The organism is Paenibacillus paludis, from assembly GCF_042610515.1.
Taxonomy (GTDB): Bacteria; Bacillota; Bacilli; order Paenibacillales; family Paenibacillaceae; genus Paenibacillus_AQ.
The window spans coordinates 414,436-431,502 of the sequence record NZ_JBGJZP010000005.1 but is presented as its reverse complement, the minus strand read 5'-3'; the positions used below and the strand labels follow the sequence as shown (position 1 = coordinate 431,502).

The window sequence follows — 17,067 nt, the reverse complement described above, 5'->3', positions numbered from 1 at the left end:
ATGCAGGAGTTTTTTAGTACTTTATTTCTGAATTCAGTTACTATGTCGTTAGTGACACTTATTTATGCGGCAATACTACCCGTTTTATCGAAACGGTATGCAGCAAAGTGGTGTTACATAGGTTGGATTATAATTGCAGTCGGGTGGGTGTTTCCGCTTGGCCCTCAATTTGACTTCTTGTTGAAACCTATGCAATTTTCAGATATACCGCTAACGTCTGTACACACAATTATTAGTGCCAATCCAACTATGCCCGTGCAAGATGTTATAAACACTCCAGCTTCTATTTTATTATGGTGGATATTTCTGGTAATTTGGGTTCTAGGTTCTATAAGTATCGCGGCTTATCATATTTGGCGATATAGATATTTTTTAAAGTTGGTAAGCCGTTGGAGCATTCCTATAGCTCATTTCAAATGCTTAAAAATTTTAGATGGATTAAAGTTAGAGATGAATATTAAAAAAAATGTAGAGTTACGTGAGTGTCAGATTATTACAAGCCCCATGCTGGTCGGTTTTTTTCGTCCAGTGATTTTGCTGCCATCTGAACAATTTTCTGATGATGAATTATCAATGATACTGAAGCATGAGTTGGTTCATTTAAAAAGGCATGATCTTTGGTATAAGGCATTGATTTTAATGGCAACCGTGCTTCATTGGTTCAATCCGATAGTTTATCTAATGTCAAGATCCGTAGCAGCACAGTGTGAAATCTCCTGTGACGCAATAGTTATCCAGGGAGCGGATTTACAGCGGCGAAAGCAATATGCTGAAGCAATTATTAATGTTGTAAAGAACGGGGCAAAGCTCCAAACAGCATTTTCAACAAATTTTTATGGAGGAAGAAATATGAAAAGTCGCATTCTTTCAATTATGGACACAAAGCAGAAGAAGACAGGCATTATTATTCTTTGTATGACGATGTTAGGTGTTCTAATGACTGGTGCAGCTATGGCTGCGGCAACTGACTCGCAAGAATCCATTCGTCCTGAAGTAGTTGTCGCATCTCTTAATAGTAATAAAGATACGGATAATGAAGTAACCCAACTCCTAAAGTTGTTACGCCGCCCTTACGACGACAAGACGAACGCAATTAACTCACAAGGACCGACTCGTCCTGAAGTAGTTGCCGCTTCTCCTAACAGCGATAACAATAGTGATAATGCAGTGACCCACCTTCTAGAGTTGTTAAAGCAGTCGCGATAATGTTTTTCTTCTATGCAAGAAGTCGAAGCATTTGAGTTATTTGTGGGTAATCTTATTTGAAAAATCGAGATAGCCCGTATATGTAATAGTTGTTTCTTGCCCCACAAACAAACTTAGCAGTGGTCAGCACTTCTCCAGACAATTAGTGCTGGCCTCTGTTTATTTGTTTATGTCAGGTTGCATTATTCAAGTTTATCTTTAAGCTGATTTTTTAAACTTTTTTTTGCTCGTTGAATTCGTTTTTTACACGCCTCCACTGATATTCCAAGTTCTTGCGCCGCCTCCAGCACTGAATACTTGTCCAAGGCAATTCTTTTAAGCAATTTATATTCTTTAACGTCGATTAAGTCGGAGTACAAAAAATCAACATCAAGTCTATCTTCACCCACGGATATGATATTCTCATTAAAATCGACGGAAGAAACTACAATGCTATTAAGATATGTTCGGCTGCGAATTATGTTCTTAATGACATTCTTTAGGGTAATTAATAGCCATCCCTTCCTATTTGGACTAGACAATAATATATAGGCTTTTGTGCAGGCAATCCTGAATGTCTCCTGAACAGCATCTTCAGCTAGTGAGTAGTTATGAAGTGCATTATTTGCATAAGCCGATAAGGAATATAGCATATCTCGAAATAATTCTTCAATAGCATGGCGCTGGTCATCGTCAAGCCCCATCTCATCACCGCCTTAACTGTTTGATAGAACCTTCCTGAGAATTTGTATGTTATGAAAACGTTGAAGCAAAGCAGCCCTCCGTTTTGAAATTGTGAAAAGATGCTGAAATATACATTAATTTACAATTATCAATCCAGTATACCATCAAAAAACTTTTGTTCCTATATATTATATTATATGTATAATTTGTAATGATTTATTTAGAAATGGAGTCGGTGGCATCCTGCTTTAGTCAATATATTAAAACGTGAACAAGCCATCCGACGGATGGCAATGAGATGTAAACTACCAGTTTGACAGTCAGCGCCTGGTCAACGTCCAAACCAATGGCAGCGCGTCCCTAAGCAAAGCCGCATCCGACAATGTACAGTATAGCTACTATGCAAATGGCCGAGTCAAGACAATTACGTACCCGCCGTTGACGGATGGAAGTATCTTAAAAACAGAGTACACGTACAACAAAGCACTCGGTTGGGTAGAGAGCATGAAGAATACAAAGGGTAGCTCCGTGCTTTCGGGATACAACTACAGCTATGATAATAATGGGAATATTACAGCGGTAACTGAAGTCCTCAATAATGGAGCAGCAAAAACGACAAGCTACGGATACGATGCTTTGAATCGTCTACTGTCAATCAAACGGCCGAATGGTCAAAGCACACAGTACACGTATGATGTGCGTGGCAATCGTCTAACCTCAAGCGAGAGCGTCAGCTCCAGTCTGGATCTGAGCGATACAAGCTACACCTATGATTTACAAAACACCTTGACCGGATTGACCAAAAATGGGAATACGACCAGCTTTACCTACTATGCAGACGGCCTTCGGTATTTGAAGAGCACTGGAACGACCCATACTCAGGTCAACTATGATTTTAGTGGCCAAGTTATCGCAGAGGAGAAATTAAGCGGCAGCACTGTAATACAAAAATCCTCCTTTGTCCGTGGAGACCGGGTATTGGTGAAAAAGGACAAGACGGCAGCAAAGGATTACTACTATTTGTACAATGGTCATGGTGATGTGGTGCAAATCGTCAATACCAGCGGAACACCGGTTAACACCTACAGCTATGACGAATGGGGTAATATCACCAGCCAGACGGAAGGGATACCAAACTCCTTTAAATATGCAGGTGAGATTTACGACGAAGAAACGGGACTTTACTATCTGCGTGCACGGTATTATGATCCGAGTATCGGGCGGTTTTTAAATGAGGATACGGTTGAGGGGCAGATTGATAATCCGCTGAGTCAGAATCTGTATACGTATGTGAGTAATAATCCGTTGATTTATACTGATCCGACGGGACATAGACAAGAATGGGGAGCAGGAGTCGGCGGGGATAGCCCTCCAAAGTCGACCTGGGTAAAGGCAGGAGAAGGCGTTTATTCAGCCGTTGACTGGTATACAGGAGGAGCGCTTACTAACTATATCAATAGCAATGACCAGCCGTTGAGTGCCGAGCATTTCTTGTATGCCGCCAATCTGGCAATAAACTTTATTCCGATATCCGCAGCTGAAGCGGCTGCTCTGAAAGTTGGAAAGGCTGCTGAAAAAGCCGGAGTAAGTCTACTACAAAAAGCTGGGCAGTGGATTAAGGTTGTTTTTAAAGTCGAGGAAAAAGTATCCATACCAAAAGCAGAAACTTTAAAAATGACTAACACTGTAAAAAAACATATTGATGACATAATTAAAAAGGGAGCTCTGAAAGGAGAGAAATCTAGACCTTATATTGAATCAAATGGAACAACACTGTTGATGCAGGAAATTATGAATGGTGGAACTCCTATAGCAGATGAATCATTAAAGAATGGACTAAAATGGGGTGTTAATGGGACTTTCCGAGGAAGTACTGGGAAATGGGAGCTAGTTGTTGATCTAGATACAAACACAGTAGTTCATTTTAATTTCACTACTAAATAATAAAGGATTTGATATTCATGTTTATAGCATCGGACAATGGAAGAAAGCTACCAGGACAATTGTTTTATATTAAATCGGAATATTCATTTGATTTTAAACCGAGTAGGAATGCAGATATTACTTTAATGTTGAACTTCTTGTATCTTGGGGTTGATTCGGAAACAATGTTAGCCCAACAAGTTTGGGGATATAATTCTTATACAACTTGGAATGAAAGGGATTTAATTCAGCCCTGTTACTTTGTGGGTGAACTTCGGCTTCAAGAATTAATTGAACCTGGAACTTCGAAACGACTAAAAGAAGGATGGAGCACCAGTTATGATCCAAAGACAGGTTGGATATGCATTGGTAATGAAGAGACTTCACAAAATGACATTGGTGTTGAATTTGCTAATAATACTGTTGCCATTGTTAATAGTGGTGAATTAAAGTCAATTTGGCTAAGACCTTATTTGAATGAATAAGAATGATCATCATCACAAACACGAAACTTAAAATCAATAGACAATTCATTTTTTTCACATGTGAGTCTTACTCCATGTGGTTTCTTTTTGTCTTTTTATTGAATCAACATCAAGTATCGATTTATTAAAAAGTTAGAACTTAACCCAATATAATAAGGCCATCAGAATGAGTTGCTCTTTAAAGATATACCCAGAGAAGTGAAATAGTACCAAAACGAATACAGAAAGTTGCAGATGTAATTCTTGCAAGGTAAAACGTAAGCGTCAAATAGCCCACACCTTGACATCAAGATGAGGGCTGTAATTTTAGGATGAGGTTAGGACTTTAATACCCGACAGATCGGCGGCAAGGTGGATGACCAAGGCATGAACGGGTCTAGCACTTCCGCATCTTTAAGATCAGGGAGCTGGTGGAAGCTGTTCAAACAGAAACTTCAAGTATTGGAACGGAGTAAGTCCGTACTCTTTTACCATTTCCATCACGCTGTAGATCACTGGACTGGCCTTGGCTCCGCGCGGGGTGTTTGCAAATAGCCAGTTCTTTCGTCTAATCACAAATGGCTCCCCAGTTCGCTGCGGTTATTGTCGATTTCCAGGCGTCCGTCCTTCAGGAAAGCGGTCAACTTCTCCCACTGATTCAGGCCGTAGGTAATCGCTTGGCCCAGTGCGCTCTTCGGCAGGATACGAGACTTTTGCGGACGAAGCCATGTCGAAAAAGCATCCAAAATCAGGCGAATGCGCTCCATTCGGACGTTCTCTCGTTCTTCCGGCGTCACTTCCTTCAATTCCCGTTCAATCGCGAACAACTGATTGCAAAACGTGAGCCCCTGCTGCGCGGCCGTTCCAATCGGTAAGGCCTTCAGGGCTTCGTCAAACTTGCGTCGCGCATGAGCCCAGCACCCGACCAAGGTAACTTTGGCCACTTTGTGGTAGCCTGCATACCCGTCCACGTGCAGGTATCCGCTGAATCCGCACCTTGACCGGATTGACCAAAAATGGGAATACGACCAGCTTTACCTACTATGCAGACGGCCTTCGATATTTGAAGAGCACTGGAACGACCCATACTCAGGTCAACTATGATTTTAGTGGCCAAGTTATCACAGAGGAGAAACTAAGCGGCAGCACTGTAATACAAAAGTCCTCTTTTGTCCGTGGAGACCGGGTATTGGTGAAAAAGGACAAGACAGCAGCAAAGGATTACTACTATTTGTACAACGGTCATGGCGATGTGGTGCAAATCGTCAATACCAGCGGAACACCGGTTAACACCTACAGCTATGACGAATGGGGGAATATCACGAGCCAGACGGAAGGGATACAAAACTCCTTTAAATATGCTGGTGAGATTTACGACGCAGAAACGGGACTTTACTATCTGCGTGCACGGTATTATGATCCGAGTATCGGGCGGTTTTTAAATGAGGATACGGTTGAAGGGCAGATTGATAATCCGCTGAGTTTGAATTTGTATACGTATGTGAGTAATAATCCGTTGATTTATACTGATCCGACGGGACATATGCAAGAAATTGGAGGTTCAGCCTTAGAAACTCGGACAATAGGATCAAATGGGGTTCTATATAACAACAATGGTACTGTAGCATGGGATTATTATCTTGCGTGGCGGAATAGTGACAGATTAGCATTTGATAAACTTGCTAACTCCGGGAAAGGTATTTCTAATGACCAGATGATGGTTATGAGAATGACCTTATCATTTTTTGCTTATGTAGAAGATGGCTCAATAATTCTTATGATGGAAAGTAACGGGCAGGGCGGATTGGCTAAAGGAATTATGGAGAAGTACGGAGTTAAAACGGGAGAAAAAATCATTCTTAAGAGCACAGCCAAAATTGCGAATTTTAAATCCATTAACTTTGACAATAAGCAGTTTGGGGGGGGATATGGAGAGCATAAGCTTGATTATCCGGGAATGACTCATCAACAATACAAAGACTATGCTAATAACATATTCGAGAATCCCGATAGAGTTGTTTTTGACGCAAATTATAATGAGTTTTATTATATTAGAGGAAACGATTTGTTGAGAGTCAAAGAAAACGGTGATTTTGTCAGTCTTTATCCGGGTGCACATTCCACAAGAGTGATTAGGGCGATTAATGAAGCTAATGGTGGAAGGTGATATAAGTGAGTGCTAAGTTCAATATAATTGTATTTACCAAAAATGTAATCAATTTAAATTGGCTACTTGGTGTCGTGCAAGGAAGAGGGCTTAATCCTACTATTAATGAGATTGAGTCTGTGGAAAATTGGGACTTCGAAGATTTGCAAATTCATGCGTGTGAAACTGACACAGTGGAAATTATAGGACTACTTGAGGCAGGAAGAATTATATCAATAAGCGGGGAAGTTAACTCTATTAAATTTGTAGTAATGTTAAGTAAGTTAGATAACACCTATGAGACAAGATTTTCCCTGGACACAAAGAACATTATTTACTTAGACAGTGATTTGCTTGATGAACTTACCCAGCCAATTTATGATGAAGTCTCGAAGATATTATTATCTCCTAAGATGGTTAATGAATTACTTGTTTCTGCATTAGGTGTAGAAGTAATTGTGGACTATTACGACGATATCCATGAGATGAATCTAAATAGTCATAATGTGGTAAGATGGGTTTTTGGAATTCAGAAGCCAAGAACTAATCTTAGTCTTAAGGGGTACGGGCAGGTGTCAGCAAATATTTGGGATAAAGTTACTTGGATGGTTAGGATAAAAGATCACTTTTGGTTTGTTTGAATTACCTAGTATATTATATATTGTATACAACTTTATTAATCATTTATTGACCACATGGAGTGTACTCCAGGCACTTTAAGGGAAGGGGGGAGTATGCTCTTACTTTCAGCAACAATTTCATATGAGAACGTACCGTTTAATATTAGTGTGAGGATGAGGCCGAGTATAGATTTTGGAAATGGATTTAGTTACTCAGGTATAATAACTCCAACAGATAAAATAGAAATGTTTACTATGAATGAATGGTATACAGTGGATATCAGCATGGTTACTGTTGACGAAATGGTATTTGATTCGATTTGTGATTTGGTGAAGAAAGGGTGTGGCTTTATAATGAAAGTAGCAGATAAGGAAGTGGGTAAAGGGAAAGTAATTGATTTTTTGTATATTCAATAATTTCAAAGACCACATGTGAGGAACACTCCATGTGGTCTTTTATTTTTATTTTGAAACCGCGAGTAATTACTTAATTGACTGGGAGCAGTGAATAAGAGAATATAGCTCTAAGGTCTTATCTTTATTTTAATTAATATATACTTACTTCCCTCGGCTAATTGACCACCTCCACATCACTCACTCATTCACCTCCGAACACTTCCAGATGAGTTTAAATAAACAGTCTTCGGAAAAACACCTGCATGAAGGATTTTGATTAACAGAATAGATTAGCCGTATAGAAATACCCAGTCCCTAAGCGATAGAACGACTGCTACGGACTCAGAAGTCACTCTAGATGGGCGAACCTTTCTAAACGTGAACTTCCGAATGTATGAGCATTATAATCGTAAATCCCCTGGTTTAAATCGTCTGTATCCATTTCAGATTCTTAAACCGAACTAAGGACGAAGCGAAGCGGAGTCTCCGAGCGCAGCGAGGGGTAGCAATACCAAAGTTCCTCCGTTTGCGATTAGATGGACACTATCCCTCTCTAAGGCGCTGCAGGAGGTGTTTGCATTCGTAAGTAAGGAAAACGTCCGTACTTTCATTAACGCTTGTATTTGCCATACTACAATCCGCTGTATTCATTTCATTTAACTCTCCTACAAATGCCCTACCCCCAAGCATTTCCATAATTAACCGTAACAAATCCGTCATAAGTTAATCCTCTCTTCATGGCAAACACACGGAGTACACTCTTCTCTCCCTGCTTTATTTATGGCAAAGGCTACCCCAAAAGGGGCCCTACCAAAGGAGGAAGAAGCGTATGTGTGCTTATAACTGTCAGGCAACATGGATAGGTAACTACTTGAAAGTAAAGCTGTATGGGGAATTTATATACCCTAGCCGCATGAAGCCCTACCGAACGATGACTACGCGCCAAGTAAAAGTAGAAGGAATTAATTCTAACATGACCTTGAAACCTGAGTTGCTGGATCTGGACGACTCCTCACGATGTAATAGCATCTCACAGCCAAGACGATTGTCGTTGGCAGAACGAGAACGATTCGAAAACCTGATGAATCTGAACTTTGCCAAGGGACATAAGTACATCACCCTTACGTATGGAAAAGAGAACGTTTCGCTGGCCGAAGCCAGTAAAGATTTTGAAAACTGGGTGAAGCGGATGCGAGAGCGGTATGGGGACTTTAAATATCTTGCAGTACAAGGTTTTCGGTGTAAGACCTTGAGGATATAATAGTCCTCAAGGTCTTTTTTTTGCCCCCCGGTGCCCCCAGTACCTCGCTGGACGCACAACAAACAAAATATTTTTTTTGGTTGTATTTCGTCCGCTTAAATTACCCTATAAGTAAGGCACAAATAAAGGAGAACGAAATGGGTTTGGGAGGGAGCTTGATAAAAATGAAAAATGTACTGTATGTGCCGTTGGATGATAGACCGGTTAACCTGGATGATGTCATTGTCCAAGGGAGATCGGCGGGGATCAATGTGATCACGCCAAGTGTGGGCGATCTTAGAAACCGGCTGGATTCACAAAAGACAGCATCGGGAACAACATTACTGGCGACCTCTTCACCCACCTATGGAAATACCGCAAACATCCGGCAGTTTATCCTTAATAATGCAGCCTCTGTAGATGGCTTTATCATCTCAACTGATATGCTAGCTTATGGGGGCTTGATCGGAAGTCGCCGTCTTCGGACGAGTGCAGGCGGAGCTTACCCGGATTATGATGCGACTGTCACGAATCTGCTCGACGTGATTCGTTTAGTTAAACAATCTTATCCTAAGAAGCCGGTCTATGTACTGGATACCATTTTGAGGCTAGCCACAACGATTTATGCAGAAGGTTTAACCTTTGAAGCCTATACAGAATCACGCAATTTCATGTTACAGCCACGGAAAAGTTTTTCACAGTTTGCTGATATTCTCACCGGATATAACTTGTCACCAACCGGTTCTTATGGCAGTACGGCCCATTTTAATAAAGACCAGTATTACAATACCAGACAGCACAAGTTCAAGAGTAATCGTTACATTCTAGAGAAGCTGGTCCAAGCGGGATACATTGATTTTCTCGCGGTGGGTGTCGATGATGCCAATACGCAGGGGGTACAAATCAATGAGATTAACTTTCTGGAAGGGCGCATCAATGCTTGTCTTGGCGGAACGAATGGTCAAAACCCAAAGCGGGCTATTATTCTTCCGGATGCAGACGGATTGGGGCAGGCGCTAGTGGCACGTATGGCGAATCAGCTCTACCGTAGCGGAGCAAAGCCAAGGTATGCCGTACAATACTTTGGACCACATGGCTCCACCATCACCAGTCCATATGAATATATGGATGTGCATCAAAATATTTTGCGTCATGTGGATATTGTTGGCGGAAAGTCTGTGAGTACTTCACCTACCGTGGAAATTATCGCGATAACTGCTGCGAATCAGGTAACGGCTGCGGTCAGCCGGATTGCTGCCAATAGTACCCAGCACGTTCCGACTGTAGTCATTGATTTCGTGGGTGGCGGCGCAGCGAATGCCACTGTAACCGAAGCATTGCTGGGTAGCGAGCATACCGGGAGTATTTTAGGATACAGTGGCTGGAACACGCCAGGTAACAAGATCGGAATTGCACTGGGTATGGGCCAGGCGCGGTATACGTACTTGGTTACGGAAAAAGATGCCGAGGCACTCAGTTCAGCAGTCAACGCTCACGGTACGCTTTTGTTTAAGCGATTCTTGAAAGACTATTATTACAAAACGTTGGCCATTGGTGAAATCCGGGAGTACTCGAGAGCCAATTCTTTGTATACAAATATCGCTACGATTGCAGATCAAAATATGCTTTTGTTCAATAGTCCAGCGGACTATTTGCATTTACAAGACGTGCTGAGGGAGCGGATGCAGACGCATGCGGCTTCGCTTTCCGGGAAAAGTGCATTCCTTAACGGCGGTTCTGGAACGGCTTATAACGTCCGCCAGATTTGTGGAACCACTTGGTCATTTTCGGAATATGTCAGTGCAGAACTCCTTCATGATGATCCCGATTTTATTTGGGGCCGTGCTTTTGAGATTACCTTGAGTCCTAATGTAACCTTAGAATAAGTGTTAAGACAAATAAGACAGGAATAACTAAGATAACGCCAAAAAGAAATAAAATTACTGGAAGGTTATTAGAGGTAGCCTCAGGTTCAGTGAAATTAACTTGTCCTGCCCCCATTTCAAGGACTCCGTTTTTAGTAGGAGAAGCAGCCCGTTTTTCCTTAATGTTTTTTATTTTTTCATCAAAAACGGATTTGGATATTGTATTCTCTGCGTGGAGGCTACCTGATGTAGCGTTGTTGCTGTTCAGATCTATTACTCGTTCCCCTGCTAGCCCATGGATGTATAAAGCATCTATACCTTATCTAACGTCACTAACAAGTTTTACGTCTTCTCCTTCTTTAAGGGATGATTGTGTTGCTGAAAATGATTGCTCATTATTTATATTACTAGTAATGTTGAATATCTCCCACGAACCTGAGTCATTGTTTGAATAAATTGTTCCAACATCTATATTATTCAACTTTATTGAAAAGATATAACCTGCAAAAACTAACTCACTACTATTTGCATCATCAGATATTTTGTAGTAAGCAGTTCCTGAACTCAATTGTGCATTTTCAAAATTTTCTTTTCCTTCGAGGCCGTATTCTGATTTCACTGAATTCAACGAATTAAGATACTTTAATTTGAATTCAGTTTGTATAGTTGTTTTAATCTGTTCATTCGGAGCCGGCTCGTAAGAATCAGCAAAGATGAAGTTATTGAAGTTAAACAACAAGAGATTAAATATGAGGAAAGAAGAAAAAACCCATTTCTTTTTCATTAAATAAAGTCTCCTTGATAAAAACCCACCTGATTCAGGTGGGTTTTTGCTATGATTAGAGTTTTAGGCTACTGAGAGTAGCCTTTATTTCATTCAGTTGAAAATAATAACTCCCCCTATCATCAACATTAAGTTTGGTCGCATAAATCCTTATAAACTTTGCTGAAACGGGAGTAGTGAAATTGAAATTCTTCGCAGATCCGTTATTAACATAATTGGCATATGATTGATTTGGAATATCTGTCCACACTATAGCGTTATTGCTAGCTTGAATACTGAAATCCTTTGGGAAGCTTAAGGTTGCCCGCGGGGATAGCGTAATTCCGCTAAGCGATTTTGTACTTCCTAAATTCAAAATAACCCATTCTGTGTTTGACTCATTGCTATGTGCCACACTTGACCACGAAGTCGCAGTATTATTATCTGATAATCTGCTGGCAGGCCAGTCAATTAAGCTTGATGATGCAGCCACATTGGTGATGTTAGCCTTGAATTCGGCAAGCTGGAAATAGTACGAGCCCATGTCATCCTTACTTAATTTAGTGGCGTGGACCCGGATATACTTAGCCAGTACTGAGCTCTCAAAAGTAAAGGTTTGCACACTCCCGTTATTTACATAATTGGTGTAGCTTTGGTTTGGAACATCAGACCAAGTTAAAGCATCATTGCTGGTCTGGATCTTGAAATCTTTAGGAAAACTATAGGTTCCTCGGGGAGTTAAGCTAATACTGCCTACGGTCTCCATGTTGCCTAAATCGAAGGCAATCCACTCTGTAGCTGATTCACTCCCATGCGCCGGAGTAGACCAAAGGGTGGAGGTATTATTATCAGTTAATCTGTTAACAGACCAACCTTGCAAGCTAGATGAGGCTGCAATATTGCTAAGATCAGCATTGAACTCGGATAATTGAAAGTAATAGTTGCCCATATCATCTTTCCCCAACTTTGTTGCATACACCCGAACATATCTGGCTACCACTGAACTATCAAATTTAAACGATTGCACAGAACCGTTATTAACATAGTTTGTATAAGACTGATGGGGGACGTCAGACCATGTTACAGCGTTATCACTGAATTGGATTTTGAAATCTTTTGGAAAGCCTAATGTGCTTCTGGGAGTTAAACTGATTCCACTAATAATATGATTTTCACCTAAATCCGTAGCAACCCATTCCTGTCCAGTTTCTACAGGGTGACCATTACTTGACCAAAAGGTGCTAGAGCTGCTGTCACCTAATCTATAAGCTTCAAAACCACTATATTCAGAAGAGGTAAACATGGGAGGTTTTTTTGAACTGATTTTTTTAGTCGTATTGCCGTTGGAGTCGTATAGGTAATAAGTTGTTTCAGAGGGGGATATTTTATAATTCAATCTGCTGCTCCCATTGGAGTATTGATAATAGCTGGCGTTATTTTTCAATGACTCTACATCGGCTGGTTCAGCGTACACTTGGCTCAAGTTACAAAGAAGTACAAGTATAGACGATATCAAGCATACTTTTTTTAAAAGCTTCATTCTTTTAGCACCTTTCTCATGTCACATAGTATTTTTCAACAATGGTAAATGAAATAATCACCTGTTAAATTATACTAAGATTGAATGTAACTTGTATACGGGAATTCGGTTCAAAAGAGTGGAAGCTTTTTTCCATAAAGTGAGTATAGAAAATAATGATAAATTCATAAACAAAATCCAAGCGGATATTAACAATAAATATATTCCATATCTATTCGATTCGACAACAAGTGAGAAAAGAGTAAAGGAATTAAAAACATATTATGTTGTAGTACTAGTGAAACAAAGTGAGGGAGCCATTACAAAAGATGAGGTCAGATTTTTTGTGGATGTGGCTAAAAGCAAAAAATTTAAAAAAGTGAGTTTATTATTTTATGATAGATCTAAAGCGAATGCTATAGAAATATATATGAAATATAAGAAAGGTATTACATACTGCTATCCAAATGATGAGTGTGATGAAATGGAAATAACAGAGAATGAATAAATACCCTGTTATTATTTCTAAAACAGCTGCCCCTTCTGACTCATTCAGATAGGCGGTTGTTTGGCTTTGAGTTCATCTAATCTTTCGGTTGCCTCCATCACTTCTTCAAGCTCTGCACCTGTCAAAGATAAACTGTCGACTTTTTCAATATAACTACTCATAAGTTCGATTTCATCCATGGAGGCAGCAATATCGGCTCGTAATATAAAAGCTTTGTACTGTAATGTTAATGTTGCTTCTTCAACTTTCGAGAACACAAGGTCAAGCACTTTTGCTGCGTCAGCGGGTTTATCTTTGGCATAGGCCAATTGGTATGCGGTTTCGAAGGCAGTGGCAAATCTTGACGGAGGTTCTTGTTCAGTTGGCATGGATGAGGCATGCTTTTGTCCAATTATTAATCGATTGCCGGCAGGGTCGATGAGGTTGAATCTCCGATCCTCTGTAAGATTATTGACCTTGGTGATCCTAGGCAAACCTTTGGAAGAGACCTTGTGATAGGCTTTTTTTAGATTCCCGCAAAATTCGTTGTACACAGCTTCCACGTCTGGAACATTTACATAGCACATACTGTAAGAGTTTGCGGGTTCCAGTTTTTTGAGTACAAAAAAATGTAATTCTGCAATCCGGTGACGGACACAAGCGTAAAGGTTTGGTTTGGCTTGCCGATAAGTTATTTCAAAACCTAATGCTTGGTAGAAATTCAACTGTTCGTCTATGGAGCTGCAAGGAAATATAGGGATTGTTGTCCCGCCGTTACTGATTGTTGACAAGTTTCGAACCTCCCGAGAGTTTACTGTATTTCAAGAAATCAGCTTACCCTCTAATAGTACAACATTCGTGCAAATGATAAGGTTTATTCGAATATCTCCTCATTTTTCAATGAAAAACATAATGAACCCGTCAACAACTTTAAGGATTATTTGAAGGTTACAAAGTCTGTTAGTCTATTGAAGATTGTGATAATTGTTCCGATAATTACTTTAAAAGGATGATCTGTATGTAATTTTATCCTAAAAGGGGAGACAAATGGAGAAATTGATAAAGACCTTACTCCAAGCCATTCTTTATGTACTGATAGTTGTTGGATTACATCTAATTTTGATTTATTTTCTTGAGATAAGGATAGAGGGCTGGGGGACAGAATTATTAAAATTCTCATTTAAGGTATACTTTGTGCCGCTATTTTTATGTTTTATTAATTCCTTTTTGTTTATAAGGACTCAGAGGATAAAGTACCATGTCAGATGGTTTCTGTTAACTACGCTCCCAAATATATTACTTTTGTTATTTTTCAAAGCAATACAAACTAATGGAGATAGTGAGGATGCAGTTGTCGTTTCTATTGAATTATTCCCAAAATATCAGGTGGAAATGCTCATTCTGCTTCCTGGGAGTATTTTAGTAATCCAATTTATTTTGGCTTTATATTATCTCATAAAAATAAGAAAAGAAGTTAAATCATAATTCAAGCATCATAGTGTTTTATGTATGGTTGCGTCAGCAGGAGTATCTATCAGATTCTTACTGCATAACTGTGAGGTGTAGATAATTGAAAAACAAATTTATTACTAGGATAAGAGCAATTTCACAGGTGGTATTTATTGTGATTTTGCATATATTTGTTATTCATATTATGGATTTAAAAGTAGAAAAGTGGGAGGAAGAAGGGATAAGGCAAATATTAATAGTTTATTCTGTTCTAATAATTCTACTATACGTAACTTGCATGATGTCATTAGTAACAAGAAAGTTTAGATATCATTTAATTTGGTTTTGCATAAGTACTATTCCTAGTATTAGTATTCTGTTTTTCCTAAATAAAATTCAAGGGAATAAGGCCACTGGATCTGGTTTCATTAATTTTAAATTTGACGAGGGCTTTGTTGAACTGGTGATTTTGTTTCCTCTTTCGTACTTGCTAATACAATTAGTTCTAGTTATAGCGTTATGGATATTGAAATTTCCAAAAAACAACTAGTGGTCTACTGGTAGTTCAATTGGAGTTTTGATGACAGAACACCCCCAGTAGCCTACTACAGTTAAATTAATGTATAACCGCCCCTTCTGAATCACTCAGAGAGGCGGTTGTTTGGTTTTGAGTAACAGATTTACTCATCAGTTGTCTTCACCGGACTCGGCGTGTTCTTGTTCTTATACACCCACATCGCATACTCCAGCGGGCGGACCAGCGCTTTGCGGTAGGTGCCGCTGTCGCCGGAGCGGGCGAACACTTCGCGGGCCGGCTTGGGATTGACCTCCAGCACGTAAATCTTTCCCTCGCGGTCGATAGCGAGGTCCAGCGCCAGCTCGCATAGGGCGCCGAAGCTGTCCTCAAGGAAGGCTGCCGCTTCAAGCCCTAGTTTTTCAGCCGTTTTCATGGCTTTGGACGCTTTTTCTTCGCTGCCGAGCCATTTCTTCAGCAGGACTTCCGCACGTACCGCATGTCCCCCGCCATGAAGGTTAGACGTTACACTGCGGGCTGCTCCCACCCGGCCGGCCATGCCGGTCAGCTCCCACACGCCTTGGCCGTTCTTTTGCACTAGCATGCGGTAGTCGTGGTAGCGCCCGCTGGGCAGGCGCAGCGGGATACCCTGCTGGACCAGAAAGCGTCCGCCGAGGCACCATTGGCGCACGATGGACTCCAGACGGGTGAGCGACACCTTGCGGGGGGCAATAATCTGCCGGTTCTGGCGGCGTCCCTGGATATCGTAGAGTTGCTTGCCGTCCCGCTGCCGTTCAATCCGCAGGATGCCGCGTCCACCGGTGCCGTTAATCGGTTTGACGTAGACGACAGGGCTGAATTTCAGCATCCGGTGCAGATCAGCGGAAGACTGATATAGCAAAGTTTCCGGCATATGCTGGCGGAAGCGGCTTTTCTGCGAAAAGGTCTGGTGAACGGTCCATTTATTGCGCAGCGGCCGGTTCAGAAAGGTAAGATGATTATAGCGGGAGCGGAATTTGAGCAGCTGCTGAAAGCGGGCGTTGCGCTGGATCCGGCAGCGGTCATAGATCATATTCGGGAATGGCCGCCATTTGCGCGACCATTTGCCGCTCCCCGGATCGTAGACCATTGCATGGATCAACTCTTTACCGGGATTCACATCTGCGGGGGTGAATACAAAGACATCCAATCCGATGCGGCTGCCTTCAATAATCATCCTCCTGTATACACTCTTCTCTTCAAGCTGTTTGGCGTCGTTCAGGTACAGTGTAAGGATGCCTAAGACGGGTTCTGGCACAGGAGCTCACCTTCTTGTGGGTAAATTTCCACGCTGCCTCTGCTCTGGGGCGACCGCAGCAGCAGCGTGGGCTTGCCGGTAGGTCCGCTCTTCAATGCCACAGCGGCAAGCCCGCTGTTAAAGCACATCTTCAGGCTTGCCGTATTGTCGGTAGCGACGTTGCATTCCAAACGGCCGAGCCGCTCCAGCTGCCCGGACAGCAGGGCTGTACCGGTATGTCTGTTCCGGTATAGAGGATGGACGGCAACAAGACAAGCTTCTTTGCCGTAGCCGGATACGAAGCTCACGCCTGCCAGCTGACGGCCGCTTTGACCGCGTACGGTGGCGACAAGCAGGGAGACGCCCGGCTCGGCAAGCTGCTCCGGAGTCAGACGGGCCAGCATCCTGCATGCACGAAGCGTAATCCGCTGCTCCCCGTACTCCCTCAAAAATTCCAGCAGCCCGGCCAATCTGGAATTCCACTGGCCCGGACTGCTGTCATAGATAGAGGATATCTGCATGGCGTGTCACTTCCT

General features: G+C 41.5%; 16 protein-coding genes and 2 pseudogenes. 11 read left to right on the top strand and 7 right to left on the bottom strand.

Annotation, left to right across the window (positions count from 1 at the left end):
* On the top strand, positions 1-1,206 hold the full coding sequence (locus ACAN56_RS12800; RefSeq protein WP_379143185.1) for a M56 family metallopeptidase: 1,206 nt from the start codon (positions 1-3) through the stop codon (positions 1,204-1,206).
* A gap of 182 nt (positions 1,207-1,388) precedes the next feature.
* Here the strand turns inward: ACAN56_RS12800 and ACAN56_RS12795 are convergent, their stop codons facing one another.
* Entirely contained in the window at positions 1,389-1,889 is a 501-nt protein-coding gene (locus ACAN56_RS12795; RefSeq protein WP_379143183.1) for an RNA polymerase sigma factor, read from the bottom strand.
* Between the two features lie 295 nt (positions 1,890-2,184).
* Here ACAN56_RS12795 and ACAN56_RS35495 point away from each other — a divergent pair.
* The 3 genes and pseudogenes from ACAN56_RS35495 to ACAN56_RS12785 form a co-directional block, all read left to right on the top strand.
* A pseudogene (locus ACAN56_RS35495) lies at positions 2,185-2,586 on the top strand (hypothetical protein); the annotation flags it as partial.
* Entirely contained in the window at positions 2,566-3,813 is a 1,248-nt protein-coding gene (locus ACAN56_RS12790) for an RHS repeat-associated core domain-containing protein (protein ID WP_489685699.1), read from the top strand. The pseudogene ACAN56_RS35495 and the gene ACAN56_RS12790, both read left to right, overlap by 21 nt.
* A gap of 17 nt (positions 3,814-3,830) precedes the next feature.
* A complete protein-coding gene (locus ACAN56_RS12785) occupies positions 3,831-4,277 on the top strand; it encodes a hypothetical protein (RefSeq protein WP_379143179.1) in 447 nt (148 codons plus the stop codon).
* A 317-nt stretch (positions 4,278-4,594) separates the two neighbouring features.
* On the opposite strand, the pseudogene tnpC reads toward ACAN56_RS12785, so the two are convergent.
* Positions 4,595-5,248 (bottom strand): annotated as a pseudogene (gene tnpC / locus ACAN56_RS12780) (IS66 family transposase); the annotation flags it as partial.
* A 5-nt stretch (positions 5,249-5,253) separates the two neighbouring features.
* Here tnpC and ACAN56_RS12775 point away from each other — a divergent pair.
* From ACAN56_RS12775 to ACAN56_RS12755, 5 genes are all read left to right on the top strand, one after another.
* Positions 5,254-6,423 (top strand): RHS repeat-associated core domain-containing protein, encoded by a 1,170-nt coding sequence (locus ACAN56_RS12775; protein ID WP_489685697.1) that lies wholly within the window; start codon positions 5,254-5,256, stop codon positions 6,421-6,423.
* A gap of 5 nt (positions 6,424-6,428) precedes the next feature.
* A complete protein-coding gene (locus ACAN56_RS12770) occupies positions 6,429-7,043 on the top strand; it encodes a hypothetical protein (protein WP_379143175.1) in 615 nt (204 codons plus the stop codon).
* 93 nt (positions 7,044-7,136) lie between these two features.
* Positions 7,137-7,439 (top strand): hypothetical protein, encoded by a 303-nt coding sequence (locus ACAN56_RS12765; RefSeq protein WP_379143173.1) that lies wholly within the window; start codon positions 7,137-7,139, stop codon positions 7,437-7,439.
* An 808-nt stretch (positions 7,440-8,247) separates the two neighbouring features.
* Positions 8,248-8,679 carry a hypothetical protein gene (locus tag ACAN56_RS12760; RefSeq protein ID WP_379143171.1) on the top strand — a complete coding sequence of 144 codons (432 nt, stop codon included), beginning with the start codon at positions 8,248-8,250 and terminating at the stop codon, positions 8,677-8,679.
* Between the two features lie 164 nt (positions 8,680-8,843).
* Positions 8,844-10,544 carry a DUF4127 family protein gene (locus ACAN56_RS12755; RefSeq protein ID WP_379143169.1) on the top strand — a complete coding sequence of 567 codons (1,701 nt, stop codon included), beginning with the start codon at positions 8,844-8,846 and terminating at the stop codon, positions 10,542-10,544.
* Between the two features lie 298 nt (positions 10,545-10,842).
* On the opposite strand, the gene ACAN56_RS12750 is transcribed toward ACAN56_RS12755, so the two are convergent.
* The gene (locus ACAN56_RS12750) at positions 10,843-11,307 is read right to left on the bottom strand and encodes a hypothetical protein (protein WP_379143167.1); all 465 of its coding nucleotides are present in this window, start codon (positions 11,305-11,307) and stop codon (positions 10,843-10,845) included.
* A 55-nt stretch (positions 11,308-11,362) separates the two neighbouring features.
* Complete coding sequence (locus tag ACAN56_RS12745; protein ID WP_379143165.1) at positions 11,363-12,826, bottom strand: discoidin domain-containing protein; 1,464 nt, start codon at positions 12,824-12,826, stop codon at positions 11,363-11,365.
* A gap of 118 nt (positions 12,827-12,944) precedes the next feature.
* Between ACAN56_RS12745 and ACAN56_RS12740 the strand changes: the two genes are divergently transcribed.
* Positions 12,945-13,313 carry a hypothetical protein gene (locus ACAN56_RS12740; protein WP_379143163.1) on the top strand — a complete coding sequence of 123 codons (369 nt, stop codon included), beginning with the start codon at positions 12,945-12,947 and terminating at the stop codon, positions 13,311-13,313.
* Positions 13,314-13,357: 44 nt separating this feature from the next.
* Here ACAN56_RS12740 and ACAN56_RS12735 read toward each other — a convergent pair whose 3' ends face one another.
* Positions 13,358-14,083, bottom strand: a complete 726-nt coding sequence (locus tag ACAN56_RS12735) for a bleomycin resistance protein (RefSeq protein WP_379143161.1) — start codon at positions 14,081-14,083, stop codon at positions 13,358-13,360.
* 256 nt (positions 14,084-14,339) lie between these two features.
* Between ACAN56_RS12735 and ACAN56_RS12730 the strand changes: the two genes are divergently transcribed.
* Entirely contained in the window at positions 14,340-14,777 is a 438-nt protein-coding gene (locus ACAN56_RS12730) for a hypothetical protein (RefSeq protein WP_379143159.1), read from the top strand.
* A 644-nt stretch (positions 14,778-15,421) separates the two neighbouring features.
* Here the strand turns inward: ACAN56_RS12730 and ACAN56_RS12725 are convergent.
* On the bottom strand, positions 15,422-16,552 hold the full coding sequence (locus tag ACAN56_RS12725; RefSeq protein WP_379143157.1) for a YheC/YheD family endospore coat-associated protein: 1,131 nt from the start codon (positions 16,550-16,552) through the stop codon (positions 15,422-15,424).
* Positions 16,534-17,052 carry a GNAT family N-acetyltransferase gene (locus ACAN56_RS12720; RefSeq protein ID WP_038588879.1) on the bottom strand — a complete coding sequence of 173 codons (519 nt, stop codon included), beginning with the start codon at positions 17,050-17,052 and terminating at the stop codon, positions 16,534-16,536. The genes ACAN56_RS12725 and ACAN56_RS12720 overlap by 19 nt, the downstream gene beginning before the upstream one ends.
* Between the last annotated feature and the right edge of the window lie 15 nt (positions 17,053-17,067).

What these genes read in the sequence shown, in the direction of transcription:
- ACAN56_RS12800 (WP_379143185.1), top strand. Translation starts at nt 1, where the DNA reads ATGCAGGAGTTTTTTAGTACTTTATTTCTGAATTCAGTTACTATGTCG.
- ACAN56_RS12795 (WP_379143183.1), bottom strand. Translation starts at nt 1,889, where the DNA reads ATGGGGCTTGACGATGACCAGCGCCATGCTATTGAAGAATTATTTCGA.
- ACAN56_RS12785 (WP_379143179.1), top strand. Translation starts at nt 3,831, where the DNA reads ATGTTTATAGCATCGGACAATGGAAGAAAGCTACCAGGACAATTGTTT.
- ACAN56_RS12765 (WP_379143173.1), top strand. Translation starts at nt 7,137, where the DNA reads ATGCTCTTACTTTCAGCAACAATTTCATATGAGAACGTACCGTTTAAT.
- ACAN56_RS12760 (WP_379143171.1), top strand. Translation starts at nt 8,248, where the DNA reads ATGTGTGCTTATAACTGTCAGGCAACATGGATAGGTAACTACTTGAAA.
- ACAN56_RS12755 (WP_379143169.1), top strand. Translation starts at nt 8,844, where the DNA reads ATGAAAAATGTACTGTATGTGCCGTTGGATGATAGACCGGTTAACCTG.
- ACAN56_RS12750 (WP_379143167.1), bottom strand. Translation starts at nt 11,307, where the DNA reads ATGAAAAAGAAATGGGTTTTTTCTTCTTTCCTCATATTTAATCTCTTG.
- ACAN56_RS12745 (WP_379143165.1), bottom strand. Translation starts at nt 12,826, where the DNA reads ATGAAGCTTTTAAAAAAAGTATGCTTGATATCGTCTATACTTGTACTT.
- ACAN56_RS12730 (WP_379143159.1), top strand. Translation starts at nt 14,340, where the DNA reads ATGGAGAAATTGATAAAGACCTTACTCCAAGCCATTCTTTATGTACTG.
- ACAN56_RS12720 (WP_038588879.1), bottom strand. Translation starts at nt 17,052, where the DNA reads ATGCAGATATCCTCTATCTATGACAGCAGTCCGGGCCAGTGGAATTCC.